At 47.6% G+C, this 25207-nt stretch carries 20 protein-coding genes; 12 read left to right on the top strand and 8 right to left on the bottom strand.

The window, feature by feature from the left end; genetic code table 11:
* Positions 1 to 7 precede the first annotated feature (7 nt).
* The 6 genes from mnmG to ravA all read right to left on the bottom strand — a co-directional run bounded on the left by mnmG (position 8) and on the right by ravA (position 8560).
* The gene (mnmG, locus tag BMX14_RS11275; protein WP_092676876.1) at positions 8 to 1897 is read right to left on the bottom strand and encodes a tRNA uridine-5-carboxymethylaminomethyl(34) synthesis enzyme MnmG; all 1890 of its coding nucleotides are present in this window, start codon (positions 1895 to 1897) and stop codon (positions 8 to 10) included.
* 430 nt (positions 1898 to 2327) lie between these two features.
* Complete coding sequence (gene mioC, locus BMX14_RS11270; protein WP_092676874.1) at positions 2328 to 2768, bottom strand: FMN-binding protein MioC; 441 nt, start codon at positions 2766 to 2768, stop codon at positions 2328 to 2330.
* A 153-nt stretch (positions 2769 to 2921) separates the two neighbouring features.
* Positions 2922 to 3383, bottom strand: coding sequence for a transcriptional regulator AsnC (gene asnC / locus BMX14_RS11265; RefSeq protein WP_048913076.1), 462 nt, complete (start codon positions 3381 to 3383; stop codon positions 2922 to 2924).
* Positions 3384 to 3427: 44 nt separating this feature from the next.
* Complete coding sequence (gene ovoA / locus BMX14_RS11260) at positions 3428 to 5551, bottom strand: 5-histidylcysteine sulfoxide synthase (RefSeq protein ID WP_092677093.1); 2124 nt, start codon at positions 5549 to 5551, stop codon at positions 3428 to 3430.
* 55 nt (positions 5552 to 5606) lie between these two features.
* Entirely contained in the window at positions 5607 to 7067 is a 1461-nt protein-coding gene (gene viaA, locus BMX14_RS11255; RefSeq protein WP_092676872.1) for an ATPase RavA stimulator ViaA, read from the bottom strand.
* Positions 7064 to 8560, bottom strand: a complete 1497-nt coding sequence (gene ravA, locus BMX14_RS11250) for an ATPase RavA (protein WP_092676870.1) — start codon at positions 8558 to 8560, stop codon at positions 7064 to 7066. The genes viaA and ravA overlap by 4 nt, the downstream gene beginning before the upstream one ends.
* Before the next feature lie 202 nt (positions 8561 to 8762).
* Here ravA and kup point away from each other — a divergent pair, with 202 nt between their 5' ends.
* The 3 genes from kup to BMX14_RS11235 all read left to right on the top strand — a co-directional run bounded on the left by kup (position 8763) and on the right by BMX14_RS11235 (position 12702).
* Positions 8763 to 10631, top strand: a complete 1869-nt coding sequence (kup, locus tag BMX14_RS11245) for a low affinity potassium transporter Kup (RefSeq protein ID WP_092676868.1) — start codon at positions 8763 to 8765, stop codon at positions 10629 to 10631.
* Between the two features lie 543 nt (positions 10632 to 11174).
* The gene (locus tag BMX14_RS11240; RefSeq protein WP_092676866.1) at positions 11175 to 11936 is read left to right on the top strand and encodes an N-acetylmuramoyl-L-alanine amidase; all 762 of its coding nucleotides are present in this window, start codon (positions 11175 to 11177) and stop codon (positions 11934 to 11936) included.
* Positions 11937 to 11949: 13 nt separating this feature from the next.
* Positions 11950 to 12702, top strand: a complete 753-nt coding sequence (locus BMX14_RS11235; RefSeq protein WP_092676865.1) for a hypothetical protein — start codon at positions 11950 to 11952, stop codon at positions 12700 to 12702.
* Positions 12703 to 13020: 318 nt separating this feature from the next.
* Here the strand turns inward: BMX14_RS11235 and BMX14_RS11230 are convergent, their stop codons facing one another.
* A complete protein-coding gene (locus BMX14_RS11230) occupies positions 13021 to 13896 on the bottom strand; it encodes a LysR family transcriptional regulator (RefSeq protein WP_092676863.1) in 876 nt (291 codons plus the stop codon).
* A 98-nt stretch (positions 13897 to 13994) separates the two neighbouring features.
* Between BMX14_RS11230 and budA the strand changes: the two genes are divergently transcribed.
* The 9 genes from budA (at position 13995) to rbsR (ending at position 23299) form a co-directional block, all read left to right on the top strand.
* On the top strand, positions 13995 to 14777 hold the full coding sequence (gene budA, locus BMX14_RS11225; RefSeq protein WP_092676862.1) for an acetolactate decarboxylase: 783 nt from the start codon (positions 13995 to 13997) through the stop codon (positions 14775 to 14777).
* Positions 14778 to 14789: 12 nt separating this feature from the next.
* The gene (gene alsS / locus BMX14_RS11220) at positions 14790 to 16469 is read left to right on the top strand and encodes an acetolactate synthase AlsS (protein ID WP_092676860.1); all 1680 of its coding nucleotides are present in this window, start codon (positions 14790 to 14792) and stop codon (positions 16467 to 16469) included.
* A 13-nt stretch (positions 16470 to 16482) separates the two neighbouring features.
* Positions 16483 to 17256: a (S)-acetoin forming diacetyl reductase gene (locus BMX14_RS11215; RefSeq protein WP_092676858.1), complete on the top strand. Its 774-nt coding sequence runs from the start codon at positions 16483 to 16485 to the stop codon at positions 17254 to 17256.
* A 258-nt stretch (positions 17257 to 17514) separates the two neighbouring features.
* The gene (gene rbsD, locus BMX14_RS11210) at positions 17515 to 17934 is read left to right on the top strand and encodes a D-ribose pyranase (protein WP_092676856.1); all 420 of its coding nucleotides are present in this window, start codon (positions 17515 to 17517) and stop codon (positions 17932 to 17934) included.
* A gap of 1 nt (position 17935) precedes the next feature.
* Positions 17936 to 19450 carry a ribose ABC transporter ATP-binding protein RbsA gene (gene rbsA, locus BMX14_RS11205; protein ID WP_092676854.1) on the top strand — a complete coding sequence of 505 codons (1515 nt, stop codon included), beginning with the start codon at positions 17936 to 17938 and terminating at the stop codon, positions 19448 to 19450.
* A complete protein-coding gene (gene rbsC / locus BMX14_RS11200) occupies positions 19447 to 20418 on the top strand; it encodes a ribose ABC transporter permease (protein ID WP_092676852.1) in 972 nt (323 codons plus the stop codon). The genes rbsA and rbsC overlap by 4 nt, the downstream gene beginning before the upstream one ends.
* 26 nt (positions 20419 to 20444) lie before the next feature.
* The gene (gene rbsB / locus BMX14_RS11195; RefSeq protein ID WP_092676850.1) at positions 20445 to 21323 is read left to right on the top strand and encodes a ribose ABC transporter substrate-binding protein RbsB; all 879 of its coding nucleotides are present in this window, start codon (positions 20445 to 20447) and stop codon (positions 21321 to 21323) included.
* Between the two features lie 46 nt (positions 21324 to 21369).
* The gene (gene rbsK / locus BMX14_RS11190) at positions 21370 to 22290 is read left to right on the top strand and encodes a ribokinase (protein ID WP_092676849.1); all 921 of its coding nucleotides are present in this window, start codon (positions 21370 to 21372) and stop codon (positions 22288 to 22290) included.
* 13 nt (positions 22291 to 22303) lie between these two features.
* Positions 22304 to 23299, top strand: a complete 996-nt coding sequence (gene rbsR, locus BMX14_RS11185) for a ribose operon transcriptional repressor RbsR (protein ID WP_092676847.1) — start codon at positions 22304 to 22306, stop codon at positions 23297 to 23299.
* Here rbsR and BMX14_RS11180 read toward each other — a convergent pair.
* Positions 23296 to 24690, bottom strand: coding sequence for a DHA2 family efflux MFS transporter permease subunit (locus BMX14_RS11180; protein ID WP_092676845.1), 1395 nt, complete (start codon positions 24688 to 24690; stop codon positions 23296 to 23298). The genes rbsR and BMX14_RS11180 overlap by 4 nt on opposite strands.
* Between the last annotated feature and the right edge of the window lie 517 nt (positions 24691 to 25207).

Below are 25207 nucleotides of genomic sequence, written 5' to 3'. Positions count from 1 at the left end.
AACAGACTTATGCGCTTTTACGCAGCAATCCTTGCTTTTTAAGCCAAATCAGCAAAATTGAGATGGCCGCAGGGGTAATACCTGAAATACGAGAAGCTTGACCAATTGAAGTCGGTTTGTGGTCGTTAAGCTTCGCCACGACTTCATTCGATAATCCATTGACGTTCTTATAATCAAGGTCGACAGGGAGTAACGTATTTTCGTTACGTAAGTGTCGAGTGATCTCTTCTTGCTGACGGGCAATATAGCCTTCGTACTTCACTTGAATTTCAACTTGCTCTGCAGCCAACGGATCGGTTACTGATGGCGTAAACAAGGCTAATTCGGTTAAGGCTTGATAGGTCATTTCAGGGCGGCGAAGTAAATCTTCACCATTTGCCTCTTTGGTTAATGGCGCACTCAGCACTTGGTTCAAGTCATCAACGTTTGTCGATTTAGGATGGACCCAGATATCGCGTAAACGCTGACGCTCAAGCTCAATCATTTCCAGCTTTTGGTTAAACGCGGTCCAGCGAGCGTCGTCAACCAGTCCGAGATCTCGACCGATTGCGGTGAGACGCAAATCAGCGTTATCTTCACGCAGCATCAAGCGATATTCTGCCCGTGAGGTAAACATACGGTAGGGTTCTTTAGTACCGAGTGTGCATAGGTCATCGACTAAGACCCCGATATAAGCTTCATCACGTCTTGGGGTCCATGCATCTTGTTCGGCAGCATAACGTCCCGCATTCAAGCCTGCGAGTAACCCTTGCGCTGCGGCTTCTTCATAACCGGTTGTCCCATTGATTTGTCCAGCGAAGAATAAGCCGTGAATGTGCTTGCTCTCCAATGACGGCTTTAAGTCACGGGGATCAAAGAAATCATATTCAATCGCATAACCAGGACGAATGATCCGCGCGTTCTCCAAACCTTTCATCGAATGAACAATTTGCATTTGAACATCGAAAGGTAAGCTGGTGGAGATACCGTTAGGGTAAATCTCGTTACTGGTCAGGCCTTCCGGTTCTAAGAAGATCTGGTGCGCATTACGATCAGCAAAGCGCATGACTTTATCTTCGATCGAAGGGCAGTAGCGTGGGCCTATCCCTTCAATGATCCCTGCATACATCGGGCTGCGATCCAAATTATTACGGATCACGTCATGAGTTTGTTCATTGGTGTAAGTGATGTAACACGCCATTTGCTCTGGATGTTGCGCAGCATTGCCCATAAATGAGAATACTGGGCTTGGGTTATCACCGTGTTGCGGAGATAATTGGCTAAAGTCGATCGTTCGCGCATCGATACGTGGCGGTGTACCGGTCTTTAAGCGATCGACACGCAAAGGTAGCTCACGTAATCGGCGGGCCAATGGGATCGACGGCGGATCACCGGCACGACCACCACTAAAGTTATCCAAGCCGATATGAATTTTACCGTCTAGGAAGGTGCCTACCGTCAGAACCACCGAACGTGCTTTAAATTTCAAGCCCATTTGTGTCACAGCACCCACCACCTGATCATTTTCTACGATCAGATCGTCAACGGCTTGTTGGAATATCATGAGGTTAGGCTGATTTTCAAGGGCAGTTCTTACCGCTTGACGGTAAAGCACCCTATCGGCTTGTGCACGAGTTGCCCGTACCGCTGGGCCTTTGCTGCTGTTTAGTATCCTAAACTGAATACCTGCATGATCGATCGCGGTGGCCATCAATCCACCCAAGGCGTCCACTTCCTTAACCAGATGGCCTTTACCGATACCACCGATCGCCGGATTGCAGGACATCTGTCCCAACGTATCGATGTTATGAGTCAACAATAGCGTTTTTTGGCCCATACGAGCCGCAGCCATTGCTGCTTCTGTGCCAGCATGACCCCCACCAATGACTATAACGTCAAAAGGATCTGGATAAAACATGAAGTGTACCTCGGTTGATGAAATCTGTCGGACTGAATGTCCAGGTGATGAATTCTACTTAAATTATCGAATGGGGGAAAGTGGCACGATCCTTAAGGTTTAAAAGAAAGATCTTTATTCTGTATATGATCTTTCTGTTAGATCTATTATTAGGATCGACCTTTTCTGTGGATAACCAATAATTCTTTAACAATATCAGGATATCCAATGGGATCAATTCATGTGAATGATCGGTGATCGTTCTCCGTATAAGCTGGGATCAAGATCGCTACTTATCCACAGCCCACGAAATGACCTAACGTTATCAAGTGGATAAACACCGGTTTCAAGCAGGATTAGCCTATGGTTATCCACATAACTTTAGTGATCTTTCTGATAAAAACAGAGTAAAAAACTAGGGATCTCGAAAAAAAAACGATCTAAAACGGGGTTAAATCTTCTCAATCCACTCCACCAGCCATGCTTCAGCCGGATCTTCAGGGATTTCATGTTCCAGAACATCAATCTCTAAACGATCGCCAATACGGATCGCGCCGAGTTGGGTTAACTGCTCATCGAGTGTCTTTATCGCACCACAGAAAAGATCGTATTCTTTATTACCCAGACCAATTGCCCCATAGCGGACGCCGCTCAGGTCAGGTTTTTGTTCTGATAAGGCTTCATTAAAGTCGAGCAGGTTATCCGGGAGTTCGCCGGCACCATGCGTGGAGGTCACAATGATCCAAATTCCTTCTAACGGGACTTCATCAAGCTCTGCGCCATGAAGTAATTCACTGGTATGACCTGCTTCGCTCAATTTATCCGCGAGATGTTCTGCAACATACTCGGCACTCCCCAGTGTGCTACCCGTAATGAAAGTAATTTCAGCCATATGCCCTCCTTAATAAAGGCGGCCATTGTACTCGGTGATCAAGCAGTGATCCACCTGTGGATAACAGGGGGATTAGTATTTTTTAACTTTTTAGGAAAGATTGAGCACTGTGGATCAAAGCGCTAATAACTTTATCCACAGTGTCGATGCGCATTACGCTTTGATCGGACGATCTATAGGGTTTTGTAGCGAGATCAGGGTTTCAGTGGACTGTATTTCGTCGATGGTCTGGATCTTATTGACCAAGACATGTTGTAGCGCGTCGATGGATCGACACATGACTTTGATAAAGACACTGTAGTGGCCAGTGGTGTACCAAGCCTCGACGACCTCATCGAGTGCCTCGAGCTTTTGTAATGCTGCGGGATAATCACGTGCACTTTTTAAAATTATGCCAATAAAACAACAGACATCGAACCCTAGTTTACGCGGGTCAACCGCAATATGCGTGCCAGTGATCACACCGCTTTGCCGCATCTTTTCCACGCGAACGTGGATGGTTCCAGCACTTACGCCAAACATTTTGGCCAGTTCGGCGTAGGGCGTTTTTGCCTGTTTAAGCAGAACATTAAGAATATCTCGATCCAGTTCGTCGAGTTGTGAGGCATCAGACATATCACAATCCTTGAAAAACAAACGCCCTTACGGGCGCTTGTACGCTACGCTCTGCGACGCCAATAACTTGCTTGCGCCACGGTATATTGATGTTTACGGGCCGTCTCACGGATCACAAACGGAATATCTTCCGCGGGCTGAATCTCCTCAAAATCATCGCGTAATAATCGTTGCAAGGTTTGGTAGGTCGTGACGGCTTCACCGTTCTCACGAATGCCTCCTAACCAATTTTCTTTAGGCGTGAACTCTTCTAACCACGTATAGGGTGAAGAGAGCATGAGCACGCCACCGGGTTTCAGCAACGCGCTAAGACTTTTAAGGAAGCGTGTTGGCTCGCGTAAGCGATCAATTAAGTTTGAGGCAAAGATAAGATCATACTCGGCGTGTGTTACCTTTAAATTGCAGGCATCCCCTTGTTTAAAATCAACTTTTTGCCACTGTTCGGCGGTAATGGCGAAATCTCTAAGGCGGACTTGATAATAATCGACCAGTTCGCCTTCGGTAGGGAGTGCGTAACGGAAATCTTCCCCCGTCATCAGTTGTAACGCCACATCGATAAAGCGCGCTGAATAGTCGATACCGGTTACCCGATCAAAGTAGCGACTCAGCTCGAAGCTAGCGCGTCCAGTGGCACAGCCGAGATCCAAGGCATGAAGGGTGCTGTGGCAATGGGGGATCACTTTCTCGACCAAGGCTTTAGCATAATTTTCTACGCTGAAGCGGTTCTCGCCGTACTGGAAGTCGAGATATTGAGCGACCATGGTGTCAGTTTCGTAAGGATTTTTTAGCATAGTTTCCTGGTGAGTCGATTCTACGTAGCGAAAGCCAGCATGTTGGAAAAAGTGGCGACGAAAAGCATAGCGTGCTGCTTTTAAGGCTTCATTACCGGTTGAAATCCAGCTCCCGCCCTTGATTAAATTATGTTTGCCGTCAAAGGTGGGGGTTGAAAAATCGTCATACAGAGGATGAACGTCAAAGCCTTGATAACCGTTGATTGGTGTGGTGGTCCATTGCCACACATTACCGACGATATCGAAGAAGTCACCCTGTGCAAAATAGGTAACAGGGCTAGAAGAAGCCCAGCCTTGTAAATTGATATTCCCGATAGGGTGTTGCCAATCTGGATGGTCTCCGTCGACCTGGTCGCGTAACCACGCCCATTCACCTTCGCTAAGTAGCTGAATAGAGCGGCCTGATTTCACCGATTTCCATCGACAGAAAGCCGAGGCTTCTAACTGATTAACCTCGACAGGCCAATCCCAAGGAAAATCAATCTCTTCTGCGAGCACGCGAAGCTTAAGGTGATCGGGCGATGCAATATCGCCTACCCAGAAGGTCGGCTTATCCACTTGAGAGTAGGTTCTCCACCCCCAGCCTTCCTCATCCCACCACTCAGCGGTTTGATAGCCGCCATCACGGACAAATTCGTAGAACTCGGCGTGGCTAACCAGCATTTTACTGGCGGCAAAAGGCGCTATGGTTTGTAGCTGTTGGCCATATTCGTTATCCCAGCCGTAATAATCGTCTTTTTTACCGAGCGTTAATGTCCCGCCTGATTGAGGAACCAACGTATTGTCAGGAACATCTTGACGGTCTGGAGAGAAGTGCGGGCAGACGGGCCAGGCCGGTTGTGGGGTCACCCAATGGATAGGCAGTTGACGGATCAGTACACTGGAGGTTTCAAGATGAATACGCTCATGTTCGATACCCATTAATATCGCCCAAGCGGGATCATTCCAACCGATAGGGAGCGTAAGAGGCAGATGAGTGATTACGTCAATCACCTGTTGCCGAACACGGTCGCGATAGTCTTGTACCGCAGCAGGGGTCGGCCAAGCGTAATGATCGTCATTGAGATCGTCCCAACTCATCTCATCGACACCAATCGCCATCATCGCTTCCATACGCTCATCGATCCGCTGTGTGAGATACCCCCCCGCGATCAACTTATTGATGAAAAAGGTGGCGGTATGGGCGTAATAAAAGATAAGCGGATGGCGAAGCGGAATCGCTTTAGTCGTCCAAGCCTTTTCTGCCGTGAGGCAGGTAAACAATTGCTCGTAGGTGTACCAAGTGGCTTGAAAGTAATCGAGAAGTTCTTGACGTTTCAGCTCTGGATCACTGCCTGAGAGCGAAGGGGTAAAAGCTGGTGTTAGCGTTGTAGTTATCACGATAGTCGCTTTCCTTAATGATTATTTTCAAACTATAGCAGCCCCTTAATATTTAGCGCCGGACGTAGCGTTTTAACCGACTTTTTAATCTCGTATCAAAAGGCCAGATAAAATCAAAAATAGGGTACAACCGAGGCTTACCATGATCGGACAGCGTAACGGCATGGAAGCGTTGTTGATGCAGTTGTTGCTGCTGGCGAATCTGCTGCTGAGTCTCTTCGCTGAGGCGTTGTGCAACAAAATCAGAAATTACCACGACATCAGCTTCCTGCCAGGTGTCGGTTTGCAGAAGTTTTACCGCTTCTTGTAGACAATGACCGATATCGGTCCCCCCCCGAAAGCGTTGGCTCAAAAAACGGATCAGCTGAGGCATACCACTTTCGGCGGTTAACTCGTATTGAATGATTTCTTGGGTAAACATCATCACAAAGCAGCGCCGGTTTTCTTGAAACGCAATCTTGAGCAGTGCTAAACAAAAAGCTTTTGCGCAGCGTTCATTGAAGCCGCCCATGGAGCCAGAAGTATCCACGCAGACAATGAATGGGCCTTTGGGCTGCTGTTCTTTCTCTTGATAGATAACCGGGCGTTGTGTGGTCACCACCTGGTGGTCTTCGCCTTGTAGCTGATAGGTGAGGAGCCGCTTTTCGATAAGCTTGCGATAAAATTCAATTTCTAACTCATTTAAGCTCAGTGAGGCCAGCTCTGGTGGCAGGAGTCGTAATACATCATCACACTGATGCACGCCTTGGACCTCTTCGGGAAAAGAGCAAGTCATCGATTGTAAGCGTTGCTCGACACCTAGCTGGGTATTTTCTGCGGCGATCGCCTTAGACTCTCGGCTACGGCCCAGTTTTTGCGCCAATTCATTGAGTTGTGGCTGCGAGCGTAAAAAATGGCTGTACTCCGTCAAACGCTCACTGTCTGCGGTATGCAACGATGACTTACTGAGGTCCCACAATCGACCATGACTCATCTCTTCATCATCGTTTAGTAGTGGCGCAAGGAAACCGCTCATCGCGAGTTGTTTTTTTAATTCTTCTATTAATCTCTGTTTATGTTGTTCTAGCAGATCGTCATTGAGCGTCAACGCTTGAAGAGTCAGGTTCATTCGCCAACGTTGGATAAATAAACTGTGTTGGGCAGGGGTCAACGACTCCCCTCCAGTCTGCTTGAGTAAGCTCTGCGCTTCTTCGTAAAAAGGGGAGTTCAGTAATTCAAGCTGCTGACAGGTTTGCTGCAGTTGCTGAGTAAATTGATAGTAGGTCAAGCCTAGCGTCTGGGTATAGAAAGCAAATTCTTGCGCTAATTGATCAGGGACGGGAGTATCTTTAAGTTGTTGCGTGATGGAGGCTTTAATTTGCGGCAACTCTCGTTGTAGCATTTTCTTTAGCTTGGGGCTTTTTTCGAAAAGTAGGACCAATTGCGGCGCGGTAAGCACGGTCGCCAGAAAATCATTCAGGTTAATACTGTCATTCAGTGTGAGCAGGTTAAGCAATGTATCAAGGGAGATCATCGCTGAGCCTGTTCGATGTGTGCCGCAACCTCTTGGAGGCTAGCCTCGATCTCGGCCAGCCACTCATTATTAATAAAGAGGCATTGCTGCTGTTGGCGGAAGAGTAAACGTTGTTGCTGGAGACGGTCATGTAGCTGAGTAAATTGCTTAACAATCTCCTCCGGCATATCACTGCTGACGACATCATCTTCATAATTTAAGCGTGTCGCTTGTAGACTAATATCCCTAATCACTAGGCAATCTTGCTCGTCGACCGATAAATCGAGAGATTGTGGAAAACCAATGCCATTTAATTTGCCACGCACATCACCCGCTTTTTGTAGCCAGTGGAGGAGAGCCTCACGCTCGATAACGAGGTGTGTTACGCGTAAATGGTGCAGGGTAAGAGGATGCTGTAAAAGTAAGGTAAAGGTCTCGCCGGTAAGCGTGTTAGGTAACTGGTAATGCGGCTTTCGGCTAAACATCGCACTCTGTTTCGTCAGTTTAAAGGCTTGGGTAAGGCTCTGCTCTTGATGAAGCGCTTGCTTACGGGCCTGGATTTGCTGCAATGCCAATAACATCGGTTGTTGCTGCCAGGCGTGGTGGAGTAATAGCGCGCGAATCTCTTGCTCGATGAGGGTGCGCGAGGCGGCGTTATGCCACAGACATTCTTTTAATAAGATCAGATCGACCGGCGCAATCGCTTGTCGGCCACTGAAAAAGGCGCTGGCCTGTAACAGGTGAATCGCTTTTTTCCATCGGCGATCGGAAATATAAGGTGCATCGGGAAGTTGCTGGAGCTGTTGGCGCAGTCGGTAGACGAGTTCGAAGACCTCTTCAGGGAGTAAGACCTTCGGAATGGCTTGTTGCCATTGGAAATATTCTTCGTCGGTAATCGCGAGGTTATCGTCTTCTAGCGAGAAATGGCTGTCTTCAACTTGTAACAGCATGCCGTGAAAGTGGCGTTTTTCATTAACGTTGGTAAGCCACAGACGGATCAACATCCGATCATACAGTGCTTCCAACCCACTCTCTTCATCCGGTAATTCATTGGAGGCGCTGATCAATAAGCGCATCGGGATCTTCTGCTCATCCTTACCATTACGAAATCGGCGTTCGTTAATCGCGGTCAAGAGGGTATTCAGTATCGCCGGACCGGCTTTCCAAATTTCATCCAAGAAGACCACTTCCGCATCCGGTAAGTACCCTTCAGTAATACGTTGGTACCGCCCCTCATCTTTTAAGGCCTGAATAGAGAGAGGCCCGAAGACTTCTTCTGGCGTTGAGAAACGTGTCATGAGATATTCAAAGGCAGTCGCCTGTTTAAAGGCACACTTAATTCGGCGGGCAATTAAACTCTTCGCTATCCCTGGCGGCCCCATTAGGAAAACACTCTCGCCACTGAGCGCGGCTAGCAGGCAAAGACGTATGACATCGTGGCGTTCATACAACCCTTTTTCTAATTGATTACTGAGGCGGACAATTCTATCGGCGAGGAGTTGTGCGGGTATCATCAGGCATCCTTTAATCGCATCTGAGTTCGCTATCTAGCGAGGCGAGCGTAAGTTTTTCTCTTTGCACTGTAAATGATTTTTATCACTAAGTAATAGCATATGTTAATGCATGATAGGTTTTTTACTAAAACTGTGCATACTGTGCGGACTCTATTAATTATTAAGGTTGTTTAAGACTAATCCATCTAAACAGAAGATTTTTATGAACTCAGAGAATAAACAGTCTACAGCGGCGTTGACACTAGCAGCCATCGGTGTCGTTTACGGGGATATTGGTACTAGCCCCCTTTATACGTTGCGAGAATGCCTTTCTGGCGAATTTGGTTTTGGTATCGAACAACAGTCTGTTTTTGGTTTCCTTTCCTTAATTTTTTGGTTACTGGTGGTGGTCGTCTCGCTGAAATATATCAGCTATGTCATGCGTGCAGATAACGCCGGTGAAGGGGGAATATTAACCCTTATGTCACTGGCTGGCCGAAATACCCATGCTACCGCCACGGCAGTGGTGCTGATTCTGGGATTGATTGGCGGCAGCTTTTTCTTCGGTGAGGTGGTGATCACTCCAGCAATGTCTGTGCTCTCAGCGATTGAAGGTTTGGAAATCGCCGCGCCATCCTTGGACGTCTTTATTGTACCGATTTCGATAGTGGTACTGACCCTACTTTTTGTCATTCAGAAGCACGGTACTGGACTGGTAGGAAAGCTATTCGCACCGGTAATGCTGCTGTGGTTTATTCTGCTGGCGGTATTTGGGATTAATGGGATCATAAAGAATCCTGAGGTGTTGCATGCTTTAAACCCGTGGTATGCCTTGCAATTCTTTCTTCACTATAAAACCATTTCATTCTTCGCGTTAGGCTCAGTGGTGCTGGCCATTACTGGGGTAGAGGCGCTATACGCCGATATGGGACACTTCGGTAAATTACCGATTCGTATTGCTTGGATGCTGGTGGTGCTGCCTTCTCTCGTGCTCAACTACTTCGGTCAAGGTGCGCTGTTAATGAAACACCCTGAAGCGATTAAAAACCCATTCTTCTTGCTGGCACCCGATTGGGCGCTGATCCCGATGCTGATTTTAGCGACCCTTGCGACGGTCATCGCCTCTCAGGCAGTGATTTCTGGCGTATTTTCATTAACTCGACAAGCGGTGCGCTTAGGCTATCTTCCTCCGATGCGAATCATCCATACTTCGGAAAATGAGTCAGGACAGATTTATATCCCAGTTGTGAACTGGCTACTCTATACCGCAGTGGTATTGGTGATCGTAAGCTTTAAGCATTCGAGTAATTTGGCGGCCGCCTATGGGATTGCCGTCACCGGAACAATGGTGTTAACCACGTTGCTTTCCTGTACGGTCGCGAGAAAAAATTGGCACTGGAGTCTCTTCTCCGTCGTACCACTCTGCATTTTCTTACTCTGTATCGATGTGCCGTTATTCTCGGCGAACTTAGTGAAGATCTTATCCGGCGGTTGGTTACCTCTAACACTGGCGTTAGTGATGTTTATCATCATGACCACGTGGAAGAGTGAACGTTTCCGGGCATTAAGAAAGATGCATGAGCACGGTAACTCACTGGAAGCGATGATCTCTTCTCTAGAGAAACATCCCCCTGTGCGAGTCTCGGGGACGGCGGTCTACATGACCAGAGTGAAGAACATCATTCCTTTCGCGTTATTACATAATCTCAAACACAATAAAGTCCTGCATGAGCGTGTCGTCCTGCTGACCTTACGGACTGAGGATGCGCCTTATGTCCATAATGTGCATCGTGTCAGTATTGAACAGCTCTCACCGACGTTCTGGCGGGTAGTCGCCAGTTATGGTTGGCGGGAAATCCCGAATATGGAAGATATTTTCCATCGCTGTGGTCTGGAAGGCTTGAATTGCCGAATGATGGAAACATCGTTTTTTATGTCTAATGAGTCATTGATTTTAGGTAAACGACCGTGGTATCTGCGCTTACGCGGTAAGCTATTCTTACTGCTGCAACGCAATGCTTTACGAGCGCCTGACCAATTTGAGATCCCGCCTAACCGCGTCATTCAACTCGGTACACAAGTCGAAATTTAATCCAAAATGAGCGCATGATGCTGGTCACTCAAGGTGACCAGCTATTTTTAAGCCGTATATTGCCTTGGTTCTCACCTAGGCTTACCTCGTTATAAGTTATCGATATTTCCATAATGTCGGGTGCGCCAGCTACAGGTATCCATAGCCCGTATTCAAGATGATGAGTGAATACCTTACAGAACAACGCCGCTATCTGAGTTATTAAAGAGCCTGATATTTTGGCGCGAAAGAGTTAGCCAGATTGTGTATCTTGGAATTAATGAGTTCACCCGAAATTTCCGCAGCCCCATAGAAAATTGGGCATGTTATCAGGCTCTACAATCGAGTTAATTTGCTTTCAGTACCAAGATTATTTGCGCGCCGCTGCAGTCGATAAAGAAAGGGTATTCGAGTCGTAAGGATTGACCTCGATCAGCCCTGTTTTGTGATAGTGATTAGGATGTAATTAATGATCTACATCATGCTATCTGATTTGCTTAAGAACGCAACGCAATGAGCAGAGTCTAACCTAATGTTGAATCACAACATTGGTAAGGAGTCTGTATGTACCAGATTGATTATAATAGTTTTCGCTCCATTAAAGGATTTAATCGACGCGTTCGTTTTCTGGTCTTTCACTATACTGCGCTCAATTTTGATAACGCTATCATTGCATTGACAGGTTCTTCGGTCAGTGCTCATTACCTTGTTCCTGACCCTTCAGATAAATCGTATCTCGATGCTGATTTTAACGATATGCGCCTTTTTAATCTGGTCGATGAAAACGAACGTGCTTGGCATGCCGGGGCTAGCTCTTGGGCCGGCCGAAATAATCTTAACGACACCGCTATAGGAATTGAGATTGTTAATTTAGCGACTGAAAATGACGGGATATATACCTTCCCGCCTTATAATCCCGTCCAGATTGATGCAGTCAAGGAATTGGCATTAAATATCCTTCAGCGTTACCCAGATATTACGCCCGTTAACGTTGTGGGTCACAGTGATATTGCTCCCGGAAGGAAAAATGATCCAGGTAGTGCTTTCCCGTGGAAAGCGCTTTATGACGTTGGCGTCGGGGCATGGTTTGATGAGGAAACAAAGAGTCAATATATAGAGCAGTTTAGCCATGTTTTACCTTCGAAAGATGACATGATACTCATGCTGGAACGCTATGGTTACGATACCTCGGGTTCAGAAACCGATATGGGTTATGTTCAGTTAATACGTGCATTTCAGCTACATTTTCGTCCTTGTGATTACAGCGGTAAAGTAGATTCTGAAACTGCTGCGATCCTTTATGCTCTTGTGGAAAAATACAAATAGGGAAATATAGATTATGAATAAATTTATTATGGGTGGTTGGAGCCAGTCGCTGTCCGAAAAACCCCTTCAGGAATTCGACATAATTATGTATGGCATGGTGACCAACTTGGATGGACTGACCACTGGGACAGCGACAAGCCCTGGCTGGAGTCCTGAAAAACAGACTAAGCCTGATAATACCTCTGTTTTTAAAGGAAAGACGCTTTGGGTTTACGGTGGAGGAGGATGCTCGCCAGAAGGGAAGCCTGCAAATCAGGAAGAAGTTCTAAGGATTGCTGAAGCGACAAAAAGTAGGGGCTGGGATGGTGTAGATTTTGATGATGAATGCAATATGAATACTGACCTGGTGATTGAGGCAATGAAGCAGTTAAAACACTGCAGCAAAGAGACAAGCTTTGGTTTTATTGCTGGATATTCCTACAACCATCCGACGACAGAGAATGGAAAAAAACTGAACGATAAGGTTAAAAAGCTTATCCAGTCAGACCAGTGTGACCGTTTTATCCATTACTGTTATGCGACAGCTATGTGGAGTAAAGGGGATATTATCAGTAACGTTATTCCAGCCTTAAAACGGACGTTAGCACAGGGTGCAGAGAGTAAAAAATGTATTCTGGCCCTGACAACAAGGGGACTGACTGATTGGAATTTAAATTATTTTATCGATCAGGTTCTGGACTTCAATCTTGGCGGGCTTTTTATCTGGAAATATGAAGATTTAAAAGATGAGCATTATAAAATCATTAAAGAAAGACTAAGAAAATAAAATAAGCGTTTAACGCTGAAGTCAGTGACCGATAGGTCGGTCACTGTAATAGTGATACAGAAAGTTAAAATTGTCGCTAATTTATAAAATAATCCCAAATCCATTAATAGCCACTCATGCTAGCGTGACATTATCTTGGTAAGAGATAAATAAGGATAGATAGACGATGTTCACCTCCTATGCCGGTTATCCAACTGCAGGCGTAGCAGTCCCATAATAAGCCAGTAGACGCTCCAATATTATGCCCTTTTATACTGATCGCTAACATGGCATTAGGTTTTACGCCTAATGCCTTATTTTTACGCTGGATCTTTACGCTTAGTCACTGCCTGTACTGATCAAAGAAAGTAGATGTTTAATAATGGGTGAGCGGTCCCAACGACGCCATGCCAGGGCTATCTCAGTGGTCAACTGCGGGGCCTTAATTTTCCGATAGGACACACCAGGCATCGCAATGATGGTGAGTGACTCTGGAACGAAGGTAAAACCAAAGCCGCTGGCAACCATCGCAATCGAGGCAGACATCTGCGGCGCTTGGGTCGCCAACTGGGGCACGACGCCCTGTTCATGGCAAAAATGGATGATCATGTCATAAAGGCTGGGTGCCAGTTCTCTAGGGAATAAAATGAGCGGCGAATCTCTGAGGATCGTCTCGAGAGGGGTTTTAGCCTCTTCCTCGCGAACCACTAGAAACATACTTTCTTGAGTAATAGTTTGCAGAGTAAACTCTTGGCTCGTTTGGCAAGGTAATCTGACAAACGCAGCGTCTAATGTCCCTTCGCGTAGCGATTGCATCAATTGCGACATATTACTTTCTTCTGAAAGCAAGGTTGCAGAGGGATAGAGAGTATGAAACTTTTTTAACCGCTTAAACAATATGGGGTGAAAGACGCTGGAACAGGCAAACCCTAAGGTTGCTTTACCATTAATCCCGCGCGCAATCCCCCGAGTCTTTTCCAGAGCCTGATCGGTCAACAATAATATCTGTCTTGCTTCTTTGTAAAAAGCTTCCCCTGCCTCGGTCAATTCCACCCCACTTTTTAAACGAAGAAAAAGCGGCGTACCGATTTCCCTCTCTAAACGGAGAATCTGTTGGCTTAATGGCGGTTGGGAAATTGACAGCTTCTCAGCCGCACGAGTGAAGTTGCGCGTTTCCGCGACGGCAACAAAATAACGAAGATAACGCAGTTCCATATCGATAACGTCTTAAAGTCGGGCCTTCCCTATATTGGAACTCGAAAGCGGCATAGGTCAACATACTTTCTAAGGTTTTTACTTATAGAGAGGAAAGCATGGCTGATCATCTTATTGATTGCGACTGTGCCTCACAACTCGGACAGATGGTTAAACTGGCCCATCAGCAACGGCCGCAAAAAGTCATTTTTCAGACATCGTTGATGAGCGCCTTACTCAGTGGGGTTTATGATGGCTCGATGACCGTTGCTGATCTCCTAGAAAAAGGGGATTTCGGATTGGGGACTTTTAACCATTTAGACGGTGAGCTGGTGGCGCTCGATCATCAAATTTACCAACTTAAATCTGATGGTAGCGCACGCCAGGCGCGAGCGGATCAACAAACGCCCTTTGCCGTGATGACCTTCTTCCAACCAGACTATTGTCTGGAGCTGGACCAGCCTATTTCACGTCAAGCGATTCATCGACTGATCGACCAGCACCTTCCTTCAGATAACCTATTCTGTGCCCTACGGATAGAGGGGGACTTTCAGCAAGCGCAGACCCGAACGGTGCCTGAACAATGTCGGCCTTACCGACCGATGCAAGAAGCGATAGCCGAGCAACCCATCTTTACCTTTAATCAGAAAAACGGGTCGGTGATTGGCTTTCGCACACCGCAATATATGCAGGGAATCAATGTTGCCGGCTATCACGAGCATTTTATTACCCATGATCGGCAAGGGGGCGGCCATCTTCTAGATTATCACTTACTGTCAGGGCAGCTGACTTTTGGTGCAATTCATAAGCTGGTGATCGATCTCCCTACCGATCACGAATTTCTTAATGCCGACCTACACCCAGACGATCTCGATCAAGCTATACGCGCAGTAGAGAGTTAAGTGGAGATGATAATGCGTAACAAAATCCAAGATAAGCAGTGGCAATCCGGTGCAGACCTCGTGGTTGCACAGCTCGAAGCACAAGACGTGAAGCAGATATTTGGTATTCCTGGCGCTAAAATTGATCGCGTCTTTGATTCCTTGGTCGATTCATCTATTGAGATGATCCCCGTGCGGCATGAGGCAAACGGCGCCTTTATGGCCGCAGCGATTGGCCGCTTAACCGGCAAAGCTGGCGTCACATTAGTGACCTCAGGTCCGGGATGTTCCAATATTATTACCGGCGTTGCTACCGCGACCAGTGAAGGCGACCCAGTGGTCGCGATAGGCGGCGCGGTTAAACGCTCCGATAGCGCAAAGCAGGTACACCAGAGTATGGATACGGTAGGGATGTTTCGCCCGATCACCAAATACTCGGTAGAAGTCAATTCAGCGGATGCGATCAGTGAAGTGATAAGTAATGCTTTTCGTAAAGCTGAGCTGGGGCGACCTGGCGGAACTTTCGTCAGTCTGCCTCAGGATATTATCAATGACCCGGTGCGAGGCCACACGCTACCGGTGATCCCTTCAATGAAACAAGGCGCGGCGCCCCACAATGAAATCAAAGCCCTCGCGAAGCAGATTGAGCAGGCGAAAAATCCCGTGATCTTGCTGGGGCTGATGGCCAGTCAAACCGAAAATGCTCAGGCGCTCAAGCAGTTATTAGATGTGAGTCATATTCCGGTAACCAGTACCTATCAGGCGGCAGGGGCGATCACCGAAGACCATTTTAGCCGCTTCGCAGGCCGCGTAGGTCTGTTCAATAACCAAGCTGGGGATAAGTTATTACGCCAAGCGGATTTAGTCATCACCATTGGCTATAGCCCAGTAGAGTACGAACCGGCTATGTGGAGTGATGGCAATGTTGCCTTGGCACATATCGATGTCGTACCCGCCGAACCGGATAATTACTATATTCCGGATATTGAGTTAATCGGGGATATTGCCCAAACCTTAACCCTATTAACGCAACACATCGCCAGTCCGCTTATCCTCAGCCCTGAGACTAGCCTAGTGCTAGAAGATCGGCAGCTCCAGCGGCAAATTCTCTCCACTCAAGCCCACAAGTTAAACCAGTTTGCGATACATCCTTTACGTATCGTACGGGCTATGCAAGACATCATTAATAGTGATGTGTCGTTAACGGTTGATATGGGGAGTTTCCATATTTGGATCGCTCGGTATCTCTACAGTTTCCGTGCACGGCAAATCATTATCTCTAACGGACAACAAACCATGGGGGTCGCGCTACCCTGGGCCATCGGTGCGTGGTTGGTAGACCCTTCACGTAAAGTGGTGTCGGTCTCCGGGGATGGCGGATTTATGCAATCCAGTATGGAACTGGAAACGGCGGTGAGACTAAAAGCCAACATTTTGCACATCATCTGGGTGGATGATGAGTACAACATGGTGGCAATGCAAGAACAAAAAAAATACCAACGCGTTTCTGGGGTTAAGTTCGGGGCGATCGATTTTAAAGCCTATGCACAAGCATTTGGTGCAGCAGGGTTTACCGTCGAAAGCACTGATCAGCTTGAGCCCACTTTAAAACGCGCAATGGATGTGGAGGGGCCTGCGGTCGTAGCGATTCCCGTCGATTATTCCGATAATCCACGGTTAATGGAAGAGCTACATCTCAGTCAAATTATCTAAGAAGGATTATAAGATGAAGCATCGAGTAGCATTAGTGACAGGTGCAGGACAAGGCATTGGTGAAGCGATTGCACTGCGGTTATCCCGTGATGGATTTAATGTGGCGGTGGTGGATCTCGACTCGCAGGCCGCCGCCAACGTTAGCAAAAAAATTGAGCAGGCTGGTGGCAAAGCGTTAGCGATTCAGGCAGACGTTGCTGATCGAGTGCAGGTGTTTGCTGCGGTTCAGCAAGCCCAACGTACTTTCGGTGGTTTTGATGTCATCGTGAATAACGCCGGGATTGCGCCTTCAACGCCTATCGAGGCGATCACGCCGGACATTGTCGACAAGGTCTATAACATCAATGTGAAGGGCGTTATTTGGGGAATGCAAGCAGCTATCGAAGCATTTAAGCAGCTAGGTCACGGGGGAAAAATTATTAATGCTTCCTCGCAGGCTGGCCACGTGGGGAATCCTGAACTTGCCGTTTATAGTTCAAGTAAATTTGCAGTACGGGGGTTAACCCAAACGGCTGCCCGTGATTTGGCCCCGCTAGGCATCACTGTTAATGCCTACTGCCCAGGTATCGTCAACACGCCCATGTGGCAACGGATCGATAAGGAGATATCGGCGGCCGCGGGACAGCCCGAAGGCTACGGAACGGAGCAGTTTGCGAAACGCATTACATTGGGACGCTTATCTGAAGCCGACGATGTCGCGGCGTGTGTCTCATATCTCGCTGGCCCAGATTCTAATTATATGACAGGACAATCGCTATTGATCGACGGTGGAATGGTCTTTAGTTAATCCCTTCCCCCGCTGTCTTGCCTAGACAGTGGGGACCCTCTTTTTCCCCTTATCCCTCTTTAACGCTTCGGTCTGAAGCTGATCACGCAAACATTTATTTGAGTAACGATTTACAGCGTTGCATCAATTATTTGGTGTATATCACTATTTCAGCGAATCGATTCGATGGCTATCACGTTTTTCTGTTTAGTCGATTGAGCAAGCGATTCGGCTTGGTTCATGCTACTGCCAGCGAAACGTTTCGCTGAGGAGCGAAGTATGAACAAAGGTCATCTATTACATCCCGAAATTGCCCATATTGTCACGCAACTCGGCCATTTTGAGACCCTGGCGATTGCCGATGCGGGGTTACCTATTCCGCTAGGCCCTACACGTATCGATCTCGCGTTAACTCAAGGGGTACCAAGCTTTCGACAAGTGAGCGAGGTGGTTGCCGCCGCCATGCAGATCCAAGCGGCACATATTGCTGAAGAGATCATTGAACACAATCCGCAGGCCCACCAGCAATTGCTTACATTAATCGACCGCTTATCTGCAGAGCAGGGGCAACAGGTAGAGGTTTTCTACGTTTCCCACGATCACTTTAAATCCTTAACCCAACAGACACGAGCTGTAATACGTACGGGGGAGTGTACCCCTTATGCCAATGTGATCTTTACGGCGGGAGTCACTTTTTAAAATGGAGACTCAATGCCTATTAGCCCTCAACCATATTGAAAAGTCGTTTCCAGGGGTTAAAGCGCTGAATGGTGCGTCCCTGTGCGTCAAGGCCGGACGCGTGATGGCATTGGTTGGCGAAAACGGGGCCGGAAAGTCCACCATGATGAAGATCATGACAGGAATTTACCAAAAAGAGGCGGGAACTTGCCTGTGGTTGGGGAAAGAGACGGTATTTACTGGCCCTAAACAGTCACAAGAAGCGGGCATCGGTATTATTCACCAAGAGCTTAATCTGATTGGCACGCTGACGGTGGCTGAAAATATTTTTCTAGGCCGAGAGCCACGACTCGCCTTCGGATGTATCGATTGGAAAACCCTGTATCGCGAGGCCGATCGCTTACTTGCCCGATTAAAGCTCCGTTTTTCCAGCAAAGTGTTGGTGGATAGCTTATCGATTGGTGACCAGCAGATGGTCGAAATCGCTAAGGTATTGAGCTATCAATCTAAAGTCATTGTAATGGATGAGCCGACGGATGCCCTTACCGATACAGAAACTCTCGCCCTATTTAATGTTATTAACGAATTAAAAGCCCAGGGGTGTGGCATCGTCTATATCTCGCATCGCATGAAAGAGATTTTTGATATCTGCGATGATGTCACCGTTTTTCGAGATGGCCGATTTATTGGCGAGTACCCGGTTGACGCTATCGATGAAGAACGCCTGATTGAACTGATGGTAGGTCGAAAACTTGATGACCATTACCCCCATCTCGATAAAGAGCCTGGAGAGATACGCTTAGCGGTCAAGCAGTTATCTGGTCCAGGTATCCACAATATTAGTTTTACGTTACGAAGCGGCGAGATCCTCGGCATATCAGGATTAATGGGAGCGGGTCGTACAGAGCTCATGAAAATGATCTACGGTGCCCACCCGAAAACGGCTGGCGAGCTTTTGTTGAACCAGAAGCCGATTCGGGTACGAACCCCGCAGCAAGGACTCAAACAGGGCATCGTCTACATTTCCGAAGACCGTAAACGGGAAGGACTGGTTTTAGGGATGTCGATCAAACATAACATGTCACTCACGGCCCTGCCTTATTTCTCAGGACACGGCGGATTATTGAAACACCGTGAAGAACGCCTGACCGTTGGGGATTTTATCCGATTATTCAATATTAAAACTGACTCAATGGATAAAACTATCGGGTTGTTATCGGGAGGGAACCAACAAAAGGTTTCTATCGCGCGGGGGTTAATGACGCAACCGAAAGTCTTGATCCTCGATGAACCGACTCGTGGCGTAGATGTTGGCGCAAAAAAAGAGATTTATCAGCTGATCAACAAGTGTAAAGACGAAGGATTAAGCATCATCTTGGTCTCCTCGGAAATGCCTGAAGTCTTGGGGATGAGTGATCGCATTTTGGTGATGCATGAAGGGCGTGTTAGTGGCGAGTTTACTCGGCAACAGGCGACTCAAGAGAAACTTATGGCAGCCGCCGTCGGCAAGCAGCATAGCGAGGATTTAGTGATATGAAACCGACCACCGCCAACGTAACAGCTAAACGCTCGTTATGGCACGGCATTCGCGAGCAAAAGTCATTGATCGCGCTACTGATATTAATCGCGGTAGTGGCGACACAAAGTAGTAATTTTTTCACCCTAGCGAACCTCTTCAATATCCTGCAACAAACTTCAGTGAACGCCATTATGGCGGTGGGGATGACCTTAGTGATTCTGGCTGCGGGTATCGATTTATCGGTTGGGTCCTTATTGGCGTTTACCGGGGCCTTAGTCGCCTCGTTAATCGGCCACGAGATCAATGCGCTACTAGCAGTGGCCGCGGCCCTGGTTGCGGGTGGCCTCATCGGTGGGGTAACAGGGATGGTGATTGCATGGGGTAAAGTTCAAGCCTTCATCGCGACCTTAGTGATGATGCTGTTACTCCGTGGTGCCACCATGGTCTTTACCGATGGAAGCCCAATCAGTACCGGGTTTAGTGATAATAGCGATCATTTCAGTCTTATCGGTATTGGGCAGTTGGCCGGCGTACCTGTTCCCGTATGGATAATGGCGATTGTCTTTATGGCGGCGTGGTATCTGCTCAATCATACCCGTTTGGGACGCTACATTTACGCGCTGGGCGGTAATGAGGCCGCTACCCGACTGTCGGGAATCAGTGTTACTCGTATAAAAATCACGGTTTATGCCCTCTGTGGCGCGCTAGCCGCCTTGGCGGGAACGATTGAGGTTGCTCGTCTCTCCTCGGCACAGCCTACCGCCGGGACGGGATACGAATTGGATGCGATTGCTGCAGTCGTATTAGGCGGTTGTAGCTTATCCGGTGGACGAGGGCGTATTACCGGAACCTTGATTGGCGCATTAATTCTAGGGTTCCTCAATAACGGGTTAAACCTGATGGGTGTCTCGTCGTATTTCCAAATGATAGTCAAAGCCATTGTTATCCTGCTGGCCGTGCTAGCAGACAATAAAAGTCACCAATAACTGTTCGCTTTTTAAGGGTATTTCAGATGAAAAAATTAACGGCTATTTCGCTCTTAATGAGTACGATGATCTGCGGTAATGCACTGGCCAAAGAGACATTAGGATTAGTGGTATCGACCTTAAATAACCCCTTCTTTGTCTCCCTAAAACAAGGGGCTCAGCGTGAAGCCGATAAACTCGGCTACGACCTAGTGGTGGTCGACTCGCAGAACAACCCCGCACGCGAGCTCGCTAATATCCAAGACTTAACCGTGCGCGGGACTAAGCTATTACTGATCAATCCAACGGATTCGGATGCGGTGGGAAATGGGATCAAAATTGCCAATCAGGCAAAAATTCCCGTCATTACTCTTGACCGTGTTGCAACCAAGGGAGAGGTGGTCAGTCATATTGCCTCTGACAACGTAAAAGGCGGTAAGATGGCGGGTGACTTTATTGCCCAAAAATTGGGCGAGGGAGCTAAAGTCATCCAGTTGCAAGGTATTGCAGGCACCTCGGCTTCACGTGAAAGAGGTAAAGGATTCGCTGAGGCCGCACAAGCTCATCATTTTACGCTTTTGGCTCGTCAGCCCGCTGATTTTGACCGAACTAAAGGCTTAAATGTGATGCAGAACTTGTTACAGGCCCATAGCAATGTCCAAGCAGTCTTTGCGGAAAATGATGAAATGGCCCTAGGCGCGTTAAGAGCCTTACAGACCGCCGGACGAAAAGATGTGCTAGTGATCGGTTTCGATGGCACGGCAGACGGGATTGCGGCAGTAAAACGAGGAAAAATGGCGGCTACCGTCGCACAATTACCCGAGCAAATTGGTGTCACTGGCGTTGAAAATGCCGATAAAATTTTGAAAGGTCAGACGATACCTAAGGTCATCCCTGTCGATCTTACCCTAGTCACTCCTCAATAATGATAACCGCGGTACCTTGAATAGGTACCGCGAACGGACGGCGACAATGCAAGCGAATAAAAAAATGGTGGTGCTCGGCAGTATCAATATCGATCATGTCCTACAGGTTCCGCATTTCCCAAGGCCGGGTGAGACCTTGTCTGGAAAACAGTATCAGATGAGCTTTGGTGGAAAGGGGGCCAATCAAGCCGTAGCCGCTGGGCGCAGCGGCGCATCAATCGCTTTTATGGCTTGCATTGGCGAGGATGAGGTTGGGCATGCGGTCCGCGAGCAACTAGCGAAAGATAATATTGATATCTCGGCTATTGAGATGGCTAAAGGTGAAGCGACCGGTCTTGCGATGATTTATCTCGATGATCAAGGTGAAAATACGATTGGTATTTATCCCGGCGCGAATGCATCACTGACAAAAGCCTATGTCGAAAAACACCAACAACTTATCATCGATAGCGCAGCATTATTGCTTCAGCTTGAGACGCCATTAGAAAGTGTATTGGCGGCTGCACAGCTTGCTCATCAACACGATATTTTAACCGTCTTAAATCCAGCGCCGGCGCAACCGTTAAGTGATGAACTGCTCTCGCTGATTGATATTATTACCCCCAACGAAACCGAAGCTGAAGCCTTGACGGGTATCTCCGTGCAGACCGATAAAGATGCTGAGCAAGCCGCTCATGGCCTGCATAAAAAAGGCATCGATACCGTTATTATTACCTTGGGCAGTCGGGGCGTTTGGCTAAGTGTGAAAGGACAAGGGCAACTCATTGCAGGTTATGAAGTTATCGTTACAGATACTATTGCTGCAGGCGATACGTTTAATGGTGCTTTTCTGTGTCGCTATCTTGAAACGGCTGATTGGCACCAAGCAGTAGACTTTGCGCAAGCGGCCGCGGCTATTGCTGTTTCACGCCAAGGGGCACAAACGTCGATACCTTGGCGTGAAGAAATCATCGATTTTTTAAATTAATAAGGACAGCGCGTTGGCGACGATAAAGGATGTTGCACGGAGAGCGGGGGTGTCGACCTCCACGGTTTCACACGTCATTAATCAAAATCGGTTTGTCAGCGATGAAATTCAGCAGCGGGTTTCAGAAGCTATAGCCAAACTTAATTATACGCCCAGCGCGTTGGCGCGAAGTCTCAAGCTTAATCAAACGCGTACTATCGGTATGGTAGTCACTACCAGTAGTAATCCCTTTTATGCCGAAGTGGTAAAAGGGGTTGAGGATAACTGCTATGAGCGAGGGTATAGCTTGATCCTCTGTAACACCGCGGAGGATGTCCAGCGTATGAGTCGTAGCCTGGAGACATTAATTCAAAAGCGAGTAGATGGCTTGTTGCTGATGTGTAATGAGGGACATGCCGCACTCGCTCCATTATTACAACGTTATCCGGCATTACCGATAGTCATGATGGACTGGTCTCCACTGACTGGGTTGAGTGATGTTATTGAAGAGAATGCGTTACTCGGTGGGGAGTTAGCGACCAAACATCTGATTGATAGGGGTTATCAGCATATTGCTTGTATTAGTGGCCCTTTAGATAAAAGTCCGGCTCGACGACGCGTAGAAGGCTTTAAGCGCGCACTACTTAGCGCGGGTCGTGATATCAATGAAGAGTATATCGTACAAGGCGATTTTGAATTCTCTGGCGGAATGTCGAGTATGCAGCAGTTGTTAACGCTAACGCCTCGACCCGATGCGGTCTTTGCCTGTAATGACGCGATGGCGGTCGGCGTGTATCAAGCCTTGTTCCGTGCCGGCCTGACGATACCTGATGATGTTGCGGTGATTGGCTATGATGATATTGCGTTATCGGAATATCTTACTCCACCTTTAACGACCATTCACCAGTCCAAAGATACCCTTGGGCAAGTGGCCATCGATTTATTACTTCATCGAATCGAAGAGAAAAAAGGAGGAGCACCGGTTTCTTGGGCGCTCACCCCGCAATTGAAGGTCAGATCCTCGACCTAGCTTTTCTTCGCCGGTCTTTTGATTAGGTTTTCCCCATCATTCTTCATTAAGAGTAAGAAGGTGCTGCCAGCGATTATTGTAACAATGCCCATGGTAATAAAGGTGGCTTGGAATTGCCCTTCCGTTGTCGGTTGATAGTCCTGCCAAAAACGTAATACCGCGGCGCTAACACTGACGCCAAAGCTGATGGCTAATTGCTGGGTGACTGCCAACACGCTATTGCCACCACTGGCATGTTCATCGGTGAGATCCGCTAAGGTGATGGTGTTCATCGAGGTGAACTGTGTAGACATCGCCATACCAATTAGAAACAGGGGGGGCAGTAACCAAAGGATGGAGTGTTGAGAAGACTGTAGGGCAAAGCTCATTATCAGTAAGCCAATCATGGCGCTAATACCGACTAGCGTTCGGCGATAACCTTGACGGCGGAGCAGCGGAGTCACTGTCGATTTGGCTAAGATTGCCCCTGCTGCGGTGGCAATCATGATAAAGCCAGCGTAAAGCGCGGAATAACCAAAAGCGACTTGCAGTAATAAAGGTATAAGGAAGGGAATACATCCGGTACCTAGGCGCGAGGCAACATTGCCGGCAATCCCTACGGAGAAGGTGCGGATTCTAAACATCGCAAGGTTGATTAAAGGCGTCTTGACCTTAACAGCATGCTTTATATAGAAAGCGAGAAGTAAAACACCGACGACCATTGCTGCTACCGCAACACTCAATGAGACTTGTGCTTCACCCAATAACTCTACGCCGATGGATAACGCGACAATTGAGCCACTAAAGAGAATAAAGCCAAGTGAATCAAATTTCCGCTTAGGGACCGTAAAGTCTGGCATGTATTTACGGGCGAAGAAAATCCCGACCAGCGCGATAGGAATATTAATCAGGAAAATCCAATGCCAGCTGGCGTAAGTCACAAAGAAGCCACCGAGCACAGGCCCCATAACCGGACCGAGTAATCCAGGCATGGTCACAAAGTTTAATATTGGGAGGAGTTCATTCCGAGGATAAGCACGCAGTAGCGTGAGTCGAGCGACGGGCATCATCATTGCCCCGCCGATACCTTGAATCACTCGAGAGATAACCAATAGTCCAAGCGAGTTCGATAAAGCACAGGCGAGCGACCCTACGGCAAACAAGGTGACGGCACAAATGAATACCTTTCTCGTTCCACACCTATCGGCTAGCCAGCCACTTACCGGAATTAACATTGCGACGGTTAACGAATAACTAATAATAGTGGATTGCATAGCAAGGGGCGAACGATGCAGACTTTCGGCAATCGCGGGGAGTGCGGTATTTAAGATGGTGGCATCTAATGCCTGCATAAAGAAAGCCATCGCCGCAATCCAAGGTAATCCGGTGAGGTCGCTGGAGGAACGAACCATTGAGAGGTCCTTTATTTGTTGAATTAGTCTGCTAAGTATACGCATCTTGTGCGCAGAGTTGAGGCTTAATTAAAATTATGCTGCCATTTTACTAACGCAGTAAGGACACATTGTTGTAAAAAAAAGCGCTTTTATAAGGCTTTTGTCTGATAACTGAACATTTGGCCTGATTTATCACCACTCAGCAAAAAAGTTTAAATAATCCCTTGCGCTCTGAACGGAACTCCCTATAATGCGCATCCACTGACACGGCAAAGCGCGTTACGCAGCGCGGTGACAGGGACTGAAGCGATTCGGTCCAGGAGAAAAATTCTAAATATTGATTGACTTCTGAGGTGAAGCGAGTAATATACGCCACCTCGCGACAACGAGTTAAAACGTTGATTCGCAATGCTCTTTAACAATTTATCAGACAATCTGTGTGGGCACTCGCAGGATTGATATCACAAAAAAACTTTGTAGTATCAAGTCTTGAAGAGTGACACTGAAAATTCATTTACGAATAACAGAATAATTT

The organism is Rosenbergiella nectarea, assembly GCF_900111105.1.
GTDB classification, from domain to species: Bacteria; Pseudomonadota; Gammaproteobacteria; order Enterobacterales; family Enterobacteriaceae; genus Rosenbergiella; species Rosenbergiella nectarea.
This window is presented reverse-complemented; position numbering and strand designations above follow the sequence as displayed.